An 18,826-nucleotide genomic window follows, 5' to 3' on the forward strand; every position below is an offset into this window, starting at 1 on the left:
AATTATTTGATTACTTTAATATTATCAGAATGATTTACAATTACGGGAGAATTTTGGAGGAAGTAATTCATAATAGTATCGACCATTTCCTCCTGAATCTCTTGAACTGTCGGACAATCAGCAACCATTGTATAATTTCCGCCGCCCATTGCTCTATAATTATTTGTAACTAAGTTTAGTGTATCTTCGTCATTAATTTCTATTCCATTTCTAGTAATTATTTCGACACGTTGTCCTCTTGGCTTTGATACGTTGATTGTATATTCAATGCCGTCTAGCATGTCATAGTTATAGTGCTGAGGTTTAGGACTGATAAATTCAGGAGAAGGAACGATATTCCCTTCATCATCAAGAGCAAAATAGTTTGCGCTAAATTCGACCATTTCTTTTATTGATTTACCGGTCATTTTCTTCACGACCAATGTGTTTGGGTATAAGTATGTACTTACGAGCTCTCGCATTGTAATTTCAGAATTGAATCCAGTTGCCCCATTAAACAGTGCTACTGATGATACATCGGCTTTACTACGATCCAACTGGACTTGATTAAAGAATGAGACAATCGGATGCTTATGAATTCTTGCATCGAGTTCATCTTCAATCACAAGGGAAGGAGAGTGTGCATCTAGTTTTCCGACGGGCTGATCGAGCCAGGTCTGAACGTTGTCTTGAATAATTTGGTACTGTTGCAGCAATGATTCATCAACTGGTAAATCATAGACTTTATGAAGTTGTGCACTTTTTTCACCAGTTTCTAAATCCAAATCAATTGTAATGTATTCTTGCCCTTTAAAAGTATTTTGAGTAACAAGAACGCCATTAACAACTTCAACAAATGAGCGATGTTGATGTCCCGTAATCAGAATATCTAATCCATCTATTTTTGTCATCTCGTACCCTTGGTTCTCACCAGTTAATCGTTCTGTTGGTTCACCGCTTTTCGGGTCGCGTTCAAGGCCACCATGATAAAGTGCAATCACAAAGTCCACAGAATCTTTGACACGTGAAACTTCTGTTTGCAGTTGGGAGAGCGCATCTCTAAATGTCATATTTTCGATGTATGCTGGGCGTTCCCAATTCGGAATGTAATGTGTTAATACGCCAATTAATGCAATTTTTTTTCCACCTTTTTCAATAATTTGTGTATTTCCAAGCTGTCTACCCTCAATATCAACATTAGACGTAAGTAGCGGTGCTTTGTTTTCACTAATAAATTTTTTAAGAATATCAGGACCATAATTAAAATCATGATTTCCCAAATTTATGAAATCATACTTAAGAGCGTTAAACGCTGCAGCAGTCGGATTCATGTAACTATCTGCATTTTGATGTGCAAAAGTAAGTAGTGGCGTTCCTTGAAATGAATCACCGTTGTCGACGAGTAAAATATCATTGTTTTCTCGGAGGGAATGGATCGCGGAAGCAATTCGTGCTAGACCATAGTTCTCGATATTATCGCGACTTGTATAGTTTGTTGGAAAGATATTTCCATGTAAATCAGTTGTTGCTAATATTTTCATTTTCATATTTATCACCTTTATCAATTATACTAAATTTATTGATTGAAAGGGAATAAAGCTGTATTTAATCTTATAATATCTAAAAATATTCACGGTTTTTGACTTTTGCATTAAAGTATCGGTATTTTGTGAAATATGTTGAACAAATTGTGTCAAAGTATGCTAAAATCAACACATACAGAAAGGAGAAGTCAATGAATCGATCAGATAAAGTCTTCATCAGCATCGTGTTTATTTTAAGCGTTGCATTATTCCTATCGACTGGGAAGTTAGTCGAAACAGTGAATGCTGATTTAACCCAGGCAGTTGTGACTTTCAAGGATAAGGAAGTCTTGCGTATAAATATGAATAAGGACGAGTTCTACACTGTTTCAGGTGAACTTGGTGATGTCGTGGTCGAAGTCAAAGATGGCAAGATTCGTGTTGCCGAAGAGATTTCTCCTTTAAACTATTGCTCACTTCAAGGATGGGTGGATAAAACGAATGTCCCAATTGTTTGTTTACCTAATAAAATCCTAATTGTAGTGGAAGCAAATCAAGCAGCAACTGACGAAGATATTATTATTCGATGACAATCAGAAATAAAACACAACGTATGACTGTTTTAACTATGCTCGTTGGCATGGCTCTAATCGTCAATATGATGGAACCCGTGTTTGTAATTGGGTTACCAGGAGTTAAGCTTGGCTTAGCGAACGTTTTGGGACTGTTTGCTCTATATATTTTTGGAGCTAAAGAAATTTTCATCGTCAATATTATGCGTGTTGTGATTGCATCACTCATGCGTGGTACATTTTTAGTGGGCACAGGTTTCTGGTTAGCCTTAATTGGTGCTATACTCAGTAGTGCTGCTGTGGTAGTGTTTCATAAATTCACAAATATGTCTGAGATTGGAATTTCTACAGTTTCAGCAACCTTTCATAATTTAGGACAAATATTTGTAATTATATTTATAACGGATATGCCGCTCATGATTACATGGCTTCCTGTAATGTTACTAACAGGGTTACCTACAGGTGTATTAACTGGCTACTTGGTCCAATCAATTCTTAAAAAATTTAAGAGATAGTGATTAGGAGTAGTGGTAATGAACCAAATTAAATTTATAAAGAATTATACACAGGGATACAAACGAAACCTAATTTATATGGTTATTGCAACATTTGTTTATGTTGCTGTCGTTCTTGTGAATCCACTGTTGTTACAATTCACAATTGATAATGTAATTAATATGGATCCAATCACCAGCTCGGTGTGGATTCGATTTTCTGAGTTTTTTGGTGGTATAGCAACGATTCACAATAATTTGTGGATTATTGCTGGAGTTTTAGTTGGACTTAACGTCATTAGTAGTATCATGTTGTACTGGCGCGGTCATTCAAATGGTATTTTTGCAGAAGTGTTTACTGAACGATTGAGAAATCATCTCTATGATCATCTACAAAAATTACCATATGCGTACCATGTACGCGCAAAAACAGGTGATTTAATTCAACGTTGTACTTCAGATGTTGATACTATTAATAGATTTTTAGCGAATCAAATACGGGAATTTGTTTATGCTATTTTTATGGTTGTCATTTCATTAACAGTAATGGCTCAAATTAGCATTAAAATGACGCTCATCTCGATGATAGTTTTTCCATTTATCTTTTTCTTTGGATTCTTGTTTTTTAAGAAAATGCAAGAAGTATTCAAGGAGAGTGATGAAGCGGAGGCTGCATTATCAGAAGTTTTTAAAGAGTCATTAGATGCAGTTCGAGTTGTTAAAGCTTTTAACCGCGAACGCTTTGAACTTGATAAATTCACGGAAAAGAATATAGAATATCGCGATAAAACAAAACATCTTATTTGGCTGCTTGGAGTTTATTGGGGCACGTCAGATTTACTTTGTTTCTTGCAAATTCTTGCTGTGTTAGTCGCAAGTATTTTTGAAGTTAGAAGTGGTGCGCTTACAATTGGACAGGCAGTCGTGTTTGTAACATATATTAGTACAGTGTTATGGCCGATTCGTAATGTTGGACGGATTCTTTCGGATATGGGGAAAGTAACAGTCTCAATTGACCGTCTCAATGAAATCTTAGAAATTGATATCGAACAGCTTGAAGAAGGAGATACACCTCAAATTGCTGGTGGAATCACCTTTGATAACGTCTCGTTTATGTATGATGATGGGAATGAGTGGGTTCTTCGTAACGTCTCATTTGATATCAAGGCTGGAGAAACTGTGGCTATTATGGGACCTACGGGTTCTGGAAAATCTAGTCTGGTGCATTTGCTAACTCGAATTTATGATGCAACGGAAGGTATGATTCGCTTCGATAATCATGATATTACGTCATTATCACCACGTTATGTGCGTGAAAATGTTGGAATTGTCTTGCAAGAACCGTATCTATTTTCGAAGTCAATTTACGATAACATCCGTGTTGCGACGCCGTATGCGAGTGAGCATGATGTTTATGAGGCGGCTCGTGTTGCCTCTATTCATGATGTAATTGCAGGTTTTGACCAAGGCTATAATACCGCAGTTGGAGAGAAGGGTGTTACATTAAGTGGTGGTCAGAAGCAACGTGTTGCGATTGCAAGAACAGTCATTAACAAACAACCTATTGTAATTTTTGATGATTCACTGTCTGCTTTAGATACTGAAACTGATTCAAATATTAGAAATGAATTAAAACGTGCAAAATCTACTGCGACAACGTTGATTATCACACACCGTGTTAATTCAGCACAAACCGCGGATAAGATTATTGTAATTAATAATGGTCGTGTGGAACAAATCGGGACACATAATGATCTAATCGCTCAGAAGGGGCTATACCAAACTATTGCCAACATTCAGAGCAATCAGTTTGGAGGTGATCAATAATGAATCCAGAGTATGAAGAAGAAATTTTTGATGAAGAAACGCTGGATACTGGTCTATGGCGAAAAATACTTGGTTTACTTGCACAAAGTAAGAAGCGTATGTTTATTGCACTGTTTATCGTTTTAGGTGAGTCTGCAATTGGTGTAACATTACCCTTGCTCAATCGACATGCTATTGATGTATTCTATATAGGACAAGGGACAACGCAAGATATAATTCTATTTGGACTTGCTTATGCAGGATTGGTTATCATCCAAGCTTATCTGATCTATCAATTTATTTATCAAAGTGGATTGATTGAAATGGATGTTAGTTACCATACACGTCAGAATGCAATGAAGAAGTTGCAAAACTTACCGTTTTCGTATTATGATCGAACACCGAGTGGTTGGATTATGGCACGGGTTACTAGTGATATTTCTCGCTTGTCGGAAATCTTGTCATGGAGTTTTGTAGATTTAATCTGGGGTGTATTTATGATGATCATGCTAGCGATTGTCATGTTTGTAACAAATTGGAAACTTGCATTAGTTGTTGTGTCGGTAATTCCATTTATTTACGGCGTTAGCACATGGTTCCAACGTCGCATCTTACGAAGCTATCGAAAATCTCGAGCAGTGAACTCAAAAATAACGGGTGCTTTTAGTGAGGGAATATCGGGAGCGAAAACAACAAAGACAATGGCATTGGAAGAATTGCATTTTTCAGAGTTTAGTGTTCTCACATCTGAAATGCGTTCGCGTACGATGCGTGCAATTATCTTAAGTTCACTTTACTTTCCTGTCATCATTATTGTCACGTCGTTAGGAAGCGCTGGCGTAATCTCTATCGGTGGAAATATGGTTATTCAAGGTCTTGTCCAATTTGGTACGTTAATTCTCTTTAATCAGTACGCAGGACAGTTCTATGAACCATTACGTAACATTGCGAATATATTAGCTTCGTTACAAATGGCACAGGCGTCTGCTGAACGTGTTCTTTCATTGCTTGAAATCGAACCCGATCTTGTGGATCGTGATGATGTTATTGCAAAATATGGTACGATACTTGAACCTAACGAATCCGTATATGAAGGTATTGTAGGGGACATTGAATTCAAAGATGTTGACTTTTACTATAATCCTGACGAGCCAATTCTAAAGAATTTTAATCTTAAAGTGAAACCGCGTCAGAGGGTCGCTTTAGTTGGAGAAACTGGATCGGGTAAAAGTACGATTGTTAATCTGATTTGTCGCTTTTATGAACCTAAGGCTGGTGAACTGTTGATTGATGGGGTTGATTATCGAGATCGTTCGATTGGATGGCTTCATTCACATCTAGGTTATGTACTTCAAGCTCCGCATCTGTTCTCAGGTACTATTAAAGATAATATCCGTTATGGTCGTCTGGATGCTACTGATGAGGAGATAATCGAAGCGTCTAAATTGGTGAACGCGCATAGTTTCATTATGCAAATGGAAGATGGGTATGATACTGATGTCGGTGAAGGTGGTGGACGTCTTTCAACAGGACAGAAACAACTTATTTCCTTTGCGCGTGCATTGCTTGCAAACCCTTCAATCTTTGTGTTGGATGAAGCAACATCATCCATTGATACAGAGACTGAGGCAATTATTCAGTATGCAGTTGACACCGTATTAAAAGAGAAGACGAGTTTTATCATTGCTCACCGTCTATCAACTATTGTTAATGCGGATCGCATACTCGTTGTTAAAAAGGGAGAAATCATTGAGGATGGAACACATGAGGAGCTCTTAGCTGCTAAAGGTTACTATCATAGATTGTATACCAATCAGTTCAATGAAACCTTGCAAGATCAACTCATGTCTAACTTATAAGTGCCTTCGGGCACTTTTTTCTATCATAAGAAGTGATAACTGAGAAATGTTGTGGTATGATATTACGAGTAAAACAACTCATGATTTTGAGGAATCATCACAATGAGATTAAAGTTGTAGAAATAAGGAGAATATAGCATGGATAAAAATAATTTTAAGTTGGAAGAGGCGTATGGTGATGTAAATTTAAGTATGCTTGCAGATTTCACACTTACAAATGGAATTTCAGGACACGAGCGTGAAATCGCGGAAGTATATCGCAATTGGACAGAAGATGCTGCTGATGATATTTCATATGATAATTTGGGATCAATCATTGCGCATAAAGAAGGTGTTGCAAATGGACCTAAAATTATGTTTGCGGGTCATATTGACGAGATTGGTTTTTTAGTAAAATCAATTGATGCAAATGGATTTATTCGCCTTCACCCAGTAGGTGGTTGGTGGCCTCATGTATTGCTATCACAACCTGTGACTGTCACAACACGAAAAGGGGCAGCCTATGTTGGTGTAATCGGTTCAAAAGCTCCTCATGGAATGCCTGTTGCAGTTCGTAACAAAGTTATGGAACTTAAAGACTTGTATGTTGACATGGGTGTAAACAGTAAAGAAGAACTCGAGTATCTGGGTGTTCAAGTTGGTGATGCTATAACACCAAAAGCTGATTTCCATGTATTAGCTAACCCTAACTACCTCATGTCAAAAGCGTGGGACAACCGTATTGGGGCAGCTATTTCAGCTGAAGTTATTCGTCAATTAAAAGAAGAAAAGACAGATGCACATATTTATTCAGTGGGAACTGTTCAAGAAGAGGTTGGACTTCGTGGTGCTAAGACTGCTGCGCAAAAGATTAATCCAGATATTGCCGTAACTATTGATACGACAATTGCACAGGATACACCTGGTGAAGATAACCGTATTAAATTAGGTGTAGGTGTAACTCTCGAAGTTATGGACGCATCTTATATCGGCCATAAAGGGCTGCTATACTACCTACAAGATCTGAGTGATGAATTGGGTATCGATTACCAGTTTGAGCTCTTAGCAGCGGGTGGTACTGATTCTGGTGAAATTCATAAAGTTCACGATGGTGTTATTACACTTTCAATCTCTATTCCTACGCGTTATATTCATTCACATTACGGTATTATTCACCGTAAAGATTATGTAGACACTGTAAAACTCCTCACGGAATTCAGTAAGCGTGTCAATGCATCAGTGCTTGAAGACTTACAAAACTACAAACGATAATCTAAAAACTACTTTAAAAAGTAGTTTTTTTTTTAGATTATACGGCTTTATGAGTGGTTTTTGGTTCAAACGTTATAACATTTCGCAAAGAAAGCCTTTACAAAGATTATAATGTTAGATATAATATGACTGTAATTCGTACCTACAACTTTTATAATGAAGGTACAAGGACATCGTAGGAGATGTTAAGAGGAGGAAGTTATGGAAGGAATTATCCAGTTTTTTGAGGACAAGTTAGTCCCAATTGCTGCTAAGATTGGTAATCAGCGTCACCTGATTGCAATCCGTGATGCGTTTGCTGCATTGATGCCACTTGTTATGGCTGGTGCTGTTGCATTACTATTGAATAACGTTGTATTCAGCCCAACTGGCTTATTGTCAACTTTTGTTGGCGGGTCAGCTGAATCCGGGTTCTTCAAGTTTACAGGGGAATATATTTCACCAATTCTTGCAACTATGGATGCAGGAACACTATCAATTCTAGGTTTAGCACTCGCATTCGCAATTGCTTACCTACGTGCACAAAATGAAGGGCAAGATGCTCTTGTCACAGGTACAATTTCAATTGGATCATTTATCATCTTAGGTGCTTTAGGACGTAAGAACCAAATGATCGCCCCTTGGATTGGTCACTACTTGGGAAGTCAAGGAGTCTTCGTTGCCTTAATTGTTGGACTTATCGTTCCTGCAATTTACTTCGCAATTGTTAACCGCAACCTTACAATTAAAATGCCGGATACAGTCCCACCTGCAGTATCACGTGGATTTACAGGAATCATTCCTGGTACAGTTGTATTGTTCTTATTTGCTGCAGTTAAATTTGCAATTACTAAAGTCCAATGGTCTGGATTAGAACAAATGTTTGGAGAGGCTGCTGCAAACCCAAATATCTTCATGCTCTTTGAAGTATATATTGCGAAACCATTTGCATCAATTTCACAAGGTCCAACATTGATCTTAATTATTACAATTCTTGTTCCAATTCTATGGTTCTTTGGATTACACGGTGCTAACTTATTGGCTCCAGTTATGAGTCCAATCTATGGAAACTTACAAAACCACAACTTACAAGCTTATGCTCAAGGTGTTAGAGATGTTGGATTTGACCCTCTCGGACAAAATACTTTAGCATACTGGGTAAGTGGTTCATGGGATGCATATGTATGGCACGGAGGATCGGGAGCAACACTTCCACTAATCCTTGCAATCTTACTCTTCTCAAAATTACGTGATCAAAAAGAGGTTGCGCGTTTATCACTCGCTCCTGGTATCTTTATGATTAACGAACCTGTTCTATTCGGTATTCCTATCGTCTTGAACCCAATTTACATTATCCCATTTGTATTGAACCAACCAGTTCTTGCAATGATCGGATATTATGCTTCAATTTCTGGATTTGCTGGTCCTATCGTCAACTCGATTCCTTGGACAACACCTCCAGTATTGAATGCATTATTAGCTACAAACTTCAGCATTGGTGCTGGTATTATCGCAGCAGTTAACTTTGCTATCGCATTTGCATTCTACGTACCATTCGTATTTGTTGCAAACCGCGCAGAAGGTATTGAAGCATAGATTAGACGTCTTTCTTAATAGAAATATATTCGGAAGTCCTGTATAATCTATTTATACAGGACTTATCTATTGAAGGAGCACACATGATTAAAGAAACGATTTACATTGAGAAACCTATTGAAGAAGTATGGAATTTTATCGAACTTGAATTTGCGAAGGTCTTTAAAACAAGTCCATCAAAATTACTTGGTAAAACAATTGAAGCGGAAACCATGAATTTTACTGGTAAAGTCATTGCCATTCGTCAAGAGGTCACAATTCAAGAAAAACCACACCGTTTGATTATTCAGTCTGAGTCAGGTCGTGATCTGGTTGAGACGGAGTACATTCTTGAAACGGATGAAGCTGGAACAGGTACTTACCTTACTGCAAGCGAGAGTGGTAAAGGTAAAAAAAGTACGTTGCGATCACTAAACTACAGTCTCATGTCACTACCAATTTTACGTAGTAGCGCAAAGAAGAAAGTGAGAGCTCGTATCGAAGGTATTAAAATGTTAGTAGAGGGGGAGGCAGAGTAATATGATTCAAATTTCAAGTCCATTAAAACGTGATTTTATTAAAGGTTTATTTGAGGATTACGAAGTCGAAGGCTTTGTATATACACTCGAAAAAGAACAAGGGATTAAATTGATTTATTCAGTAAATAAACCAGATCAAATGGATCGGGCAATACGTTTATTTAAAGATCGTATCAAAGAATCAGACTTAGGACGAACATTGTTCTTCCAAGTTGTTGAAATATAAAAAAGAACTTCACTGAGGATTTATCATCCGGTGAAGTTCTTTTTTATAGATTGGACAGTTTTAAGAATTTGGTATATTTATAATGGTGAATATCAATGGAGTAGTCAAAAATTTCTCCTGTTTTGAACATCGATTTGTTGGTCGAAATTAACGCTGGGTCACCTTCTTGCAAACCCAGAAGATGTGCATCACGAAGATTGAGTGGTGCTGCTTCAATAACACGGTCTACATATCCTATTTGCCGATTCAAACCATTACGAATGTAATCATAAATGGAGTCATTAATGATATCTTCATTTAGAAACGGAATGTATTGCTTGTTATAGTATGAATATTCAACAACCCATCGTTTACCGTCAATGATTCGAAGTCGATTAATGTAATACAATTCTGTACCAACCGCACAGTTCATAATTTCTGCGAGAGATTCAGTTGCGGTGGTCTCATTGAATTCAATGATTTGTGATTCAATGGTACTGTTTTGAAAATCAGCGGTTAAGCCACGAAAATTTTCTAAATTAATGATTGAATTATCTTGTTGTGCGATATTACGAATAAACATACCGCTTCCTTGCACCGCCATAATATATCCACGTTTTACAAGTGTATCAACTGCTTTGCGAATTGTATTGCGGCTCACGTTGAATTCTTTACCCAACTCTTCCTCAGTAGGAAGTTTATTGCCATCGCTATAATAACCACTTAATATACGTTGTTCTATGTCGGAACTAATACTCTGATATTTATGTGTCATAGTCATCCCCACGTGTCGTTGTAATCTCTTACATTATAACAAAAAAAAGGCTTAAACTCAATGTTTAAGCCGTAATATCACGGTAAGTGATTAATTCAATGTTATGTTTGTTAACTAAGTCTTTTAGCGCTTGGCTGGTAAGTATTTCTAATTCGACTTGACGCCATGAAGTATAACTTGAAATTGATTCAAGATAGTCATCAACATAGGCAGGGTGAGTCATAACATCGACACATGCTGCTTTATCGGATTCGAAGAGTTCTTTAAAATAATCAAGTGATACTCCTTCTTTATAGAAAGCGCCATCAACTAAGACTTCGGTGGGAAGGTTTAAACGTTCTGATCGGTAAGGAACATTATGTTTCTTTGCAAGCCGAACAACGACATCGTTAATTTTTGGATGCATATGAACGTGATGGTGGGAGTCGAGATGCGTAATATCTAAGTGTTGTTTGATTGATTCAATTTGAGCATCCCATTCTGCAAAGAGTTCTTCATGGTCAATTGCATCATCGATAGTATTAATTGTATATTTAAACTTGCCGGTTTCGTCTACGAGGGTTTTGTGTGAATCCAAGATGGGACGACCTGTAGTCAAGACCATATGTACACCAACACCGAGTGATGGGTTTTCCTTTGCAAGTTGAATCGCTTCTTGAGTGTATTTCGTTGTTGCCATAAGTGTTGTGGATGTAAGGACTCCGTTCTTGTGACATTCAATAATGGCACGGTTTCCGCCTGAAGTTAATCCAAAATCATCCGCATTAATAATTACTTTCATTGTGGTATCCTCCTAGTAAAATTATACCATGTTTGTTATGATGTTTGAGGAGGTATTTCAATGAAAAATACAATCAAATTTACAATGGAAAATGGCAAAACAATGATTGCTGAACTTTATCCTGAAATTGCACCGAAAACGGTTGCAAACTTTACAAAACTTGTTGAAGATAAATTTTATGATGGTTTAATCTTCCACCGTGTTATTCCAGGATTTATGATTCAAGGTGGCGACCCTGATGGAACAGGTATGGGTGGCCCTGGTTATTCAATTGACGGCGAATTTACATCAAATGGATTTAAAAATGAGTTGAAACATACTCTTGGCGTACTTTCAATGGCACGTGCAATGGATCCAAATAGTGCAGGAAGTCAGTTTTTCATCATGGCAGCAGATTCTCCACATTTAGATGGTCAATATGCTTCTTTTGGAAAAGTAATCGAAGGTCTTGATACAATTCAAGAAATCGTATCTGTAAGTCGTAATCGTAACGATCGTCCCGATACAGATCAACGCATCGCTACAGTAGAATTTATCGATTAAAAAAACAACCACACGGTTGTTTTTTATATATTCGCTAGATTCGTGTGAGTTCTTTCCTGAAGTGATTCATAACATGGACTCCGTCTGCTGTAACATGAACGAGATCTTCTATTCGAATGCCACCAATTCCTGGAAGATAGATACCAGGTTCAATGGAGAAACACATACCGACATCAACGATTTTTTGATTGGTTTCGGAAACATCAAGATTTTCATGAGCTTCAGTTCCAATACCGTGACCTGTACGATGAATGAAGTATTCGCCATAACCCGCTTTGGTAATCACATCTCGAGCAGCTTTATCAATGCTTGCTAATGTAACCCCTGGTTTAACAGCGGCAATGGCAGCTTCATTAGCTTGACGTACAATTTCATAAATGGGCTCAAGCTCTTTATTACTTCCAACAAAGAAGCATCGGGTCATGTCTGATGCATAGCCTTCGTAGAATCCACCCATATCGACAAGAACCACATCGCCGTTTTGTAGAACTCGGTCTGTTGGAATCCCGTGAGGGTCTGCGATATTTTGAGTAAAAATAACAATCGGTTCAAAGCTGGGTCCCTGAAGTGGCGCAGTACTTTGTTTCGTTCGAACTATCTCAGCGAGTTCTCGCTCAGTCATTCCTACTTTAATTAAGTCGCGCATTTCGGTCATAATACGGTCATTGTGATGTGATGCAGTCTCAAGAAGCGCTAACTCATGAGCATCTTTGATCGTACGAATTTGTTCGAGAAGCGGTGATGCATTTACTAACGTGTGGGTAGTGATGAATGGTATGATGAAACGTGCAGGCCAATTTCCATCAATTGCAAGTGGTCCTGATTCTAAATAAGATCCAAGAATACCAATCGAGTCCTCGGAATCACTGAATTGAACAGTTTGCAAATCATCAGGAGCTTCGAAAAGTTTGTTTAAGAAAAGTGTCGGAGCACCTGTTTTTTTAACAAGAAGTGCAATCATACGTTCTCCAACATCAAAACGGTGTCCGGTGTAATAATAGAGCATTGCTGGATCAGATATAATCAATTGTTTAACATCCATAATAGCTTGTAATTTTTGTATACGGTTCATAATTAATCTCCTTTGCACTATTATAGGCACTTGAGTATCCAAAATGCAATGTCCTAAAGCCTATGCTATACTAAATATGAAAGGACGCTGATATTATGGAAAATCAAATGAATCAACTTATTATTATGAATAAAAACCCGGCAGATGCTTCATTACAAATTGTGATTCCACCGTTTCGTCCAATCAATTTATTCGAACTAGAAGATGATTTCGAATCGGTAACGCACGAAATTCAACGAAATATTTTTGATCAAAAACTTGCTAATTACATTATTGATTTTGTAACAGCATTTCGGGATGCAATGGAAGAAGCGGATGTTTTGCCTATCGTAGAATTCTTCTTAACAGGAGATGAAACGGCAATGAATCCCGAACAAATTAAATCGATTTTTGAAACAATTAAAGAGTTTGTCGAACTCGTCAATAATGAAGAACGCCTTATGCATTAAAAAAAGCCCGAACGGAAGATGTTTGGGCTTTTTTTTGTAGGGATTTAGTCTTCATTGACCTGAACGGTCAGATCATCAAGCTGCATTGTGAGCGCATCTATTGAAATGCTGAGCTCTTTTAGCAAAAAAACTAAAGAAAATAATAATAAAACTAGACTTGTTAAAAACAGAATTCCCGATAAATAAGGGATGTAAAGCATTGAAGTAATCATACTTAAGACCGCAAATGCAAAACTTGTCGCTCCGCACTGTTGCATGCGTTTAATAATTTTCATGCGATATTGCAAGTTCAGTATTTGATTCAAGTTTTCTGCTTTGGGGTACTCTTTATGCCGGTCGTAGAGTTGTCTGATTAAATCCGCCAAAACGACAAAACGATTCGTGTATGCGAGCATTAATAAAGAAATTGCAGGAAAGACCAAAGCGGGCGTCGTCAATGCAAAATCAAATGTGAAACTCATAATAAATTCTCCTTCTAGATTGTCCAAATCATAACAAATGAAAAGGCTGTAAAACCCCATCACTTTAGTTGAATTATAACGGATTAGGGCTTAGAATAATAGAGCAGTGAGACAGAGAGTGAGGTATTACAATGAGATATTTGAAGAATCCTTCGACCAATCCATATTTCAATTTAGCGTTGGATGAATATGCGATGAAGCATATAGATTGTGATGAAGATTTCTTTTTTTTGTGGCAAAATGAGCCTTCTGTAATTATTGGTAAAAACCAAAATACAGCTGAGGAAATTAACCAAAAATTTATCGATGAAAAAGGGATAAAAGTAGCGCGCCGTGTTTCTGGTGGTGGTGCTGTGTATCACGATATCGGTAATTTGAACTTTACGTTTGTCATCAATGTCGACGATCCAGGCAAAGTTAACTATAAAAAGTTTGTTCAACCTGTGATTGACGCGCTTGCAAGTATGGGTGTAACAGCCGAAGCATCAGGAAGAAATGACATTCTTGTTGATGGTCTAAAAATATCAGGAAATGCGCAACGTATGGCGAATGGCAAACTTATGCATCATGGCACGCTTATGTTTGATGTGGATGTTGAAACATTGGTTGAAGCGTTAAATGTTGATCCCGATAAAATTACTTCGAAGGGCGTAAAATCTGTTCGTTCACGTGTTACCAATATTAAGGAGCATCTCCCTGAGGGTACGACACTCCAACAATTTTGGGATGCATTACAATTTTACTTATCGAATGAAGGAAAAGATGAAGAAATTATTCTGACGGACGAAGATATAGCGAAGATTGAATACGAAGCAGTGAATCGCTTTGGAACTTGGGATTGGATTTATGGTGCATCACCAGAGTTTAATCTTAAAAATAGCAAACGTTTCCCAGGTGGACGTATTGAGGTCTTGATGCACGTAACAGATGGACGTATTGATTCCGTTCGATTTATTGGTGATTACCTTGGAATTGAAGATGTTGAAGCAATTGAACAAAGAATGCAAGGCACACGATTCAATCGTGCTGATGTAACGGCAGTCTTTGAACAATTTACACTCAATAAATACTTCGGCACTATTACTCTTGACGAAATACTTTCGGTAATGTTCGATTAATTGTGAGAAACACACCACATTTAACAAATATTCACAGTAAATACATTATTATCGTTGAATGAAACAAGCTTACATGGTACATTTAATATGTATTGCTAGGCACTAAGACCTAGTAAATAGAAGGGACATGGAGATTTTTTATGGCACAAACTAAAAAAATCAAAGCGTTGGACTTTGAAGCTCAACTCAATGCAGTTGAGAAACTATACCCAACATTCCAGATTCTAGACGAAACTGGAAAAGTCGTTAACAAAGACTTGTTACCTGACTTAACTGACGAGCAACTTGTCGAGTTATTCGAGAAGATGTTATGGTCACGTGCGTTGAATGACCGTTCAACAACATTAGCACGTCAAGGTCGTCTTGGATTCTTTGCACCTACAGCAGGTCAAGAGGCATCACAAATTGCATCACATTTTGCATTTGACAAAAAAGACGTCCTATTCCCAGGATACCGTGATATTCCTCAATTGGTACAACACGGATTACCACTCCACAAAGCATTCTTATGGAGCCGTGGTCACGTAGAGGGAAATAACTACCCTGAAGATTTACAAGCAATGCCACCACAAATTATTATTGGGGCACAAATTATTCAAGCAGCAGGTTCTGGTCTTGGATTGAAAAAACGTGGAAAACCACAAGTAGCATTTACATATACAGGAGACGGTGGATCATCACAAGGTGATACATACGAAGGTATGAACTACGCAGGGGCATTTAAAGCACCAGTCGTTTTCTACATCCAAAACAATGGTTATGCTATTTCAACACCACGTCATCGACAAACAGCAGCGCCTACATTAGCTCAAAAAGCAGCAGCAGCAGGTATTCCAGGAATTCAAGTTGATGGAATGGATCCACTAGCAGTTTATGTTGCTTCAAAAGCAGCTCGTGATTGGGCACTTGCAGGAAATGGTCCTGTATTAATTGAAACATTAACATCACGTTTCGGTCCTCACTCACTGTCAGGAGACGATCCAAAACGTTACCGTGATCAAGCAAGTTTCGATGAATGGGATAAAAAAGACCCATTGATCCGTATGCGTAATTTCTTAACTGAAAAAGGCTTATGGACAGAAGAAAAAGAAGTTGCTTTAATTGATCAATTTGACGAAGAAATCAAAGAAGCAGTTAAATTAGCGGACTCAGCTCCAAAACAAAAAGTTTCTGACTTCTTGAAAAATATGTTTGAAGAACCAACAAACGTTATTGCAGAACAAATTGCATACTTTGAAGAAAAGGAGGGTAAAAAATAATGGCACAACTAACTATGATTCAAGCCATTACAGAAGCGCTTGATATTGCCCTTGAACGCGATGAAAATACATTAATTTTTGGTGAAGACGTTGGGAAAAACGGTGGAGTTTTCCGTGCTACTGACGGACTTCAAGAAAAACACGGTGAAGACCGCGTATTCGATACACCACTTGCTGAATCAGGAATTGGTGGATTAGCAATCGGATTGGCTTTAGAAAAATACCGTCCAATCCCTGAAATTCAATTCTTCGGATTCGTATTCGAAGTAATGGACTCTGTTGTTGCTCAAATGGCACGTACTCGTTACCGTCTAGGAAACACACGTCAAATGCCTATTACAATTCGTTCACCATTTGGTGGAGGAGTTCATACACCTGAGCTTCACTCAGATAACTTAGAAGGATTAATGCAACAAACACCAGGTATTAAAGTTGTTATTCCTTCAAACCCTTATGATGCAAAAGGTCTTCTTCTTGCAGCTATCGAAGACAACGATCCAGTTGTTTACTTAGAACACATGAAGTTATACCGTTCATTCCGTGATGAAGTTCCAGAAGGATACTACACAATTCCATTAGGAAAAGCTAACATCGTAACAGAAGGTACTGATGTAACAATCGTAACTTACGGTTACATGGTTCGTGAAGCAATTAAAGCTGCAGAAGCATTAAAAGCTGATGGAATTAACGCAGAAGTTATCGACTTACGTACAGTATCTCCAATTGATATTGAAACAATCGTTGCTTCAGTAACAAAAACAGGCCGTCTTGTTATGGTCCAAGAAGCACAACGCCAAGCAGGTGTTGGTGCAGTTGTTATGTCAGAAATTGCAGAACGTGCAATTCTTACGCTAAGCGCACCTATCGGTCGTGTCGCTGCTCCGGATACAGTATTCCCATTCGGTATGGCAGAGAGCGATTGGTTACCAAACGCACAAGATATCATCAATAAAGTTCGCGAAACAGTAAACTTCGACTAATAGAGGAGGCCAAATAATATGTCATTCAAATTTAAAATGCCTGATGTTGGTGAAGGAATCGCAGAAGGTGAAATCGTACAATGGTTTGTTAAAGAGGGAGATACAATTTCAGAAGATCAACCTTTATTAGAAATCCAAAACGATAAACTCGTTCAAGAAATTCCATCACCTGTTTCAGGAAAAATTACAAAAATTCTTGTAGAACCAGGAACCGTATCAACAGTCGGTGACGACCTTGTTGAATTTGCAGTAGAAGGTGGCGCTCCAGCCGCTGAAGCACCAGCAGTAGCCGCAGCACCTGCAGCAGCACCAGCTGCATCAGCAAGTTTTGTATTCAACATGCCAGATGTTGGAGAAGGAATTGCTGAAGGTGAAATCGTACAATGGTTTGTTAAAGAAGGAGATACTATCTCAGAAGATCAACCATTACTTGAAATTCAAAATGATAAACTTGTTCAAGAAATTCCAGCTCCAGTATCTGGAACAATTACAAAAATTCATGTCACACCAGGAACCGTATCAACAGTCGGTGACGCTTTAGTTGAAATCTCAACAACAGGCGGCGTATCAACACCTGCAACTCAAACAGCAGCTCCAGTAGCCGCAGCTCCAGTAGCAGCACCGGCATCAAACGGAGTTCAACATGCTGGCAATACAATTGCTAACCGTGTTCTTGCAATGCCTTCAGTACGTTCATATGCACGTTCAAAAGGTGTTGATTTAACACAAGTTTCAGCATCCGGTAAACACGGACATATCCGTAAATCAGATGTTGATGCATTCTTAGCAGGTGGTGCACCAGTTGCAGCAGCAACAGAAACAGCATCATTCGCACCAGAATCAATCAAAGAAGAAAAAGCAGCAGCTCCAGTAGCTAAAGCAGCAGTTGTAGCACCTAAAGGTGAAGTAACTCGTGAAGCAATGACACCAACACGTCGTGCAATCGCTAAAGCAATGGTTACAAGTAAAAAAGAAGCACCACACGTTACGATTTTTGACGAAGTGGATGTAACAGCACTCGTTAACCACCGTAAGAAATTTAAAGATGTGGCAGCATCACAAGATGTAAAACTCACATTCTTACCTTACGTTGTGAAAGCTTTAGTTGCAGTTGTTCGTAAATACCCTGTTCTCAACAGCAGTGTTGATGACAAAACGAATGAAATTGTATACAAAAACTACTACAATATCGGATTTGCTGCCGATACACCGCATGGACTATACGTACCAAACGTGAAAAATGCAGATTCAAAAGGTATCTTTACTATTGCTAAAGAAATTACAGAACTTGCAGCAGCAGCAAACGACAACAAACTTGCAGGACCAGATATGCGAGATGGTACAATTACAATCTCTAATATTGGATCAGCACGTGGATTATGGTTTACACCAATTATCAACTTCCCAGAAGTTGCAATCTTAGGTATCGGCCGTATCGACAAGAAACCAGTCGTTCTTGAAGATGGAACACTTGGTGTTGGTAATGTACTAGCGTTATCATTAAGCTTTGACCACCGTATTATCGATGGTATGACAGCTCAAATGGCGATGAACGAAGTGAAACGCCTCTTAAGCAATCCAGAGCTTCTCTTAATGGAATCATAAT

General features: G+C 38.1%; 19 protein-coding genes. 14 read left to right on the forward strand and 5 right to left on the reverse strand.

Going from position 1 to position 18,826, the window contains the following annotated elements:
- Nucleotides 1–2: 2 nt before the first annotated feature.
- A complete protein-coding gene (locus tag G7061_RS04545) occupies nucleotides 3–1,526 on the reverse strand; it encodes a bifunctional UDP-sugar hydrolase/5'-nucleotidase (RefSeq protein ID WP_166119306.1) in 1,524 nt (507 codons plus the stop codon).
- Nucleotides 1,527–1,714: 188 nt separating this feature from the next.
- Here G7061_RS04545 and G7061_RS04550 point away from each other — a divergent pair, with 188 nt between their 5' ends.
- The 8 genes from G7061_RS04550 (at nucleotide 1,715) to G7061_RS04585 (ending at nucleotide 9,803) form a co-directional block, all read left to right on the forward strand.
- The gene (locus tag G7061_RS04550) at nucleotides 1,715–2,092 is read left to right on the forward strand and encodes a NusG domain II-containing protein (RefSeq protein ID WP_159638043.1); all 378 of its coding nucleotides are present in this window, start codon (nucleotides 1,715–1,717) and stop codon (nucleotides 2,090–2,092) included.
- A complete protein-coding gene (locus tag G7061_RS04555) occupies nucleotides 2,089–2,589 on the forward strand; it encodes a Gx transporter family protein (RefSeq protein ID WP_159638045.1) in 501 nt (166 codons plus the stop codon). Before G7061_RS04550 ends, G7061_RS04555 begins: the two co-directional genes overlap by 4 nt.
- Before the next feature lie 18 nt (nucleotides 2,590–2,607).
- Nucleotides 2,608–4,395, forward strand: a complete 1,788-nt coding sequence (locus G7061_RS04560) for an ABC transporter ATP-binding protein (protein ID WP_166119313.1) — start codon at nucleotides 2,608–2,610, stop codon at nucleotides 4,393–4,395.
- On the forward strand, nucleotides 4,395–6,233 hold the full coding sequence (locus G7061_RS04565) for an ABC transporter ATP-binding protein (protein ID WP_166119318.1): 1,839 nt from the start codon (nucleotides 4,395–4,397) through the stop codon (nucleotides 6,231–6,233). Before G7061_RS04560 ends, G7061_RS04565 begins: the two co-directional genes overlap by 1 nt.
- A gap of 138 nt (nucleotides 6,234–6,371) precedes the next feature.
- Nucleotides 6,372–7,484 (forward strand): M42 family metallopeptidase, encoded by a 1,113-nt coding sequence (locus G7061_RS04570; protein ID WP_159638051.1) that lies wholly within the window; start codon nucleotides 6,372–6,374, stop codon nucleotides 7,482–7,484.
- Between the two features lie 201 nt (nucleotides 7,485–7,685).
- The gene (locus G7061_RS04575) at nucleotides 7,686–9,059 is read left to right on the forward strand and encodes a PTS sugar transporter subunit IIC (RefSeq protein WP_159639992.1); all 1,374 of its coding nucleotides are present in this window, start codon (nucleotides 7,686–7,688) and stop codon (nucleotides 9,057–9,059) included.
- 83 nt (nucleotides 9,060–9,142) lie between these two features.
- Nucleotides 9,143–9,577 (forward strand): hypothetical protein, encoded by a 435-nt coding sequence (locus tag G7061_RS04580; RefSeq protein WP_166119323.1) that lies wholly within the window; start codon nucleotides 9,143–9,145, stop codon nucleotides 9,575–9,577.
- Nucleotide 9,578: 1 nt separating this feature from the next.
- Nucleotides 9,579–9,803 carry a hypothetical protein gene (locus tag G7061_RS04585; RefSeq protein WP_159638057.1) on the forward strand — a complete coding sequence of 75 codons (225 nt, stop codon included), beginning with the start codon at nucleotides 9,579–9,581 and terminating at the stop codon, nucleotides 9,801–9,803.
- A gap of 43 nt (nucleotides 9,804–9,846) precedes the next feature.
- On the opposite strand, the gene G7061_RS04590 is transcribed toward G7061_RS04585, so the two are convergent.
- Together G7061_RS04590 and chbG are read right to left on the reverse strand one after the other, a co-directional pair.
- On the reverse strand, nucleotides 9,847–10,557 hold the full coding sequence (locus tag G7061_RS04590; protein ID WP_159639998.1) for a GntR family transcriptional regulator: 711 nt from the start codon (nucleotides 10,555–10,557) through the stop codon (nucleotides 9,847–9,849).
- 64 nt (nucleotides 10,558–10,621) lie between these two features.
- Nucleotides 10,622–11,338, reverse strand: coding sequence for a chitin disaccharide deacetylase (gene chbG / locus G7061_RS04595; RefSeq protein ID WP_159640000.1), 717 nt, complete (start codon nucleotides 11,336–11,338; stop codon nucleotides 10,622–10,624).
- 60 nt (nucleotides 11,339–11,398) lie between these two features.
- Here chbG and G7061_RS04600 point away from each other — a divergent pair, with 60 nt between their 5' ends.
- A complete protein-coding gene (locus G7061_RS04600; RefSeq protein WP_159638063.1) occupies nucleotides 11,399–11,881 on the forward strand; it encodes a peptidylprolyl isomerase in 483 nt (160 codons plus the stop codon).
- A 34-nt stretch (nucleotides 11,882–11,915) separates the two neighbouring features.
- Here the strand turns inward: G7061_RS04600 and G7061_RS04605 are convergent, their stop codons facing one another.
- Complete coding sequence (locus G7061_RS04605) at nucleotides 11,916–12,953, reverse strand: Xaa-Pro peptidase family protein (RefSeq protein WP_166119330.1); 1,038 nt, start codon at nucleotides 12,951–12,953, stop codon at nucleotides 11,916–11,918.
- A gap of 95 nt (nucleotides 12,954–13,048) precedes the next feature.
- Here G7061_RS04605 and G7061_RS04610 point away from each other — a divergent pair, with 95 nt between their 5' ends.
- Entirely contained in the window at nucleotides 13,049–13,402 is a 354-nt protein-coding gene (locus tag G7061_RS04610; protein ID WP_159640006.1) for a hypothetical protein, read from the forward strand.
- A 44-nt stretch (nucleotides 13,403–13,446) separates the two neighbouring features.
- Here the strand turns inward: G7061_RS04610 and G7061_RS04615 are convergent, their stop codons facing one another.
- Nucleotides 13,447–13,863 carry a DUF2721 domain-containing protein gene (locus tag G7061_RS04615; protein ID WP_159638069.1) on the reverse strand — a complete coding sequence of 139 codons (417 nt, stop codon included), beginning with the start codon at nucleotides 13,861–13,863 and terminating at the stop codon, nucleotides 13,447–13,449.
- Nucleotides 13,864–13,994: 131 nt separating this feature from the next.
- Between G7061_RS04615 and G7061_RS04620 the strand changes: the two genes are divergently transcribed.
- The 4 genes from G7061_RS04620 (at nucleotide 13,995) to G7061_RS04635 (ending at nucleotide 18,825) form a co-directional block, all read left to right on the forward strand.
- A complete protein-coding gene (locus G7061_RS04620) occupies nucleotides 13,995–14,981 on the forward strand; it encodes a lipoate--protein ligase (protein WP_159638071.1) in 987 nt (328 codons plus the stop codon).
- A 140-nt stretch (nucleotides 14,982–15,121) separates the two neighbouring features.
- Nucleotides 15,122–16,240 (forward strand): pyruvate dehydrogenase (acetyl-transferring) E1 component subunit alpha, encoded by a 1,119-nt coding sequence (gene pdhA, locus G7061_RS04625; RefSeq protein ID WP_159638073.1) that lies wholly within the window; start codon nucleotides 15,122–15,124, stop codon nucleotides 16,238–16,240.
- Nucleotides 16,240–17,220 carry an alpha-ketoacid dehydrogenase subunit beta gene (locus G7061_RS04630; protein WP_159638076.1) on the forward strand — a complete coding sequence of 327 codons (981 nt, stop codon included), beginning with the start codon at nucleotides 16,240–16,242 and terminating at the stop codon, nucleotides 17,218–17,220. The genes pdhA and G7061_RS04630 overlap by 1 nt, the downstream gene beginning before the upstream one ends.
- Nucleotides 17,221–17,238: 18 nt before the next feature.
- Nucleotides 17,239–18,825 (forward strand): 2-oxo acid dehydrogenase subunit E2, encoded by a 1,587-nt coding sequence (locus tag G7061_RS04635; RefSeq protein ID WP_166119336.1) that lies wholly within the window; start codon nucleotides 17,239–17,241, stop codon nucleotides 18,823–18,825.
- Nucleotide 18,826 lies beyond the last annotated feature (1 nt).

Source organism: Erysipelothrix sp. HDW6B, from assembly GCF_011301115.1.
In the GTDB taxonomy this organism is placed as follows: Bacteria; Bacillota_I; Bacilli_A; order Erysipelotrichales; family Erysipelotrichaceae; genus Erysipelothrix; species Erysipelothrix anatis.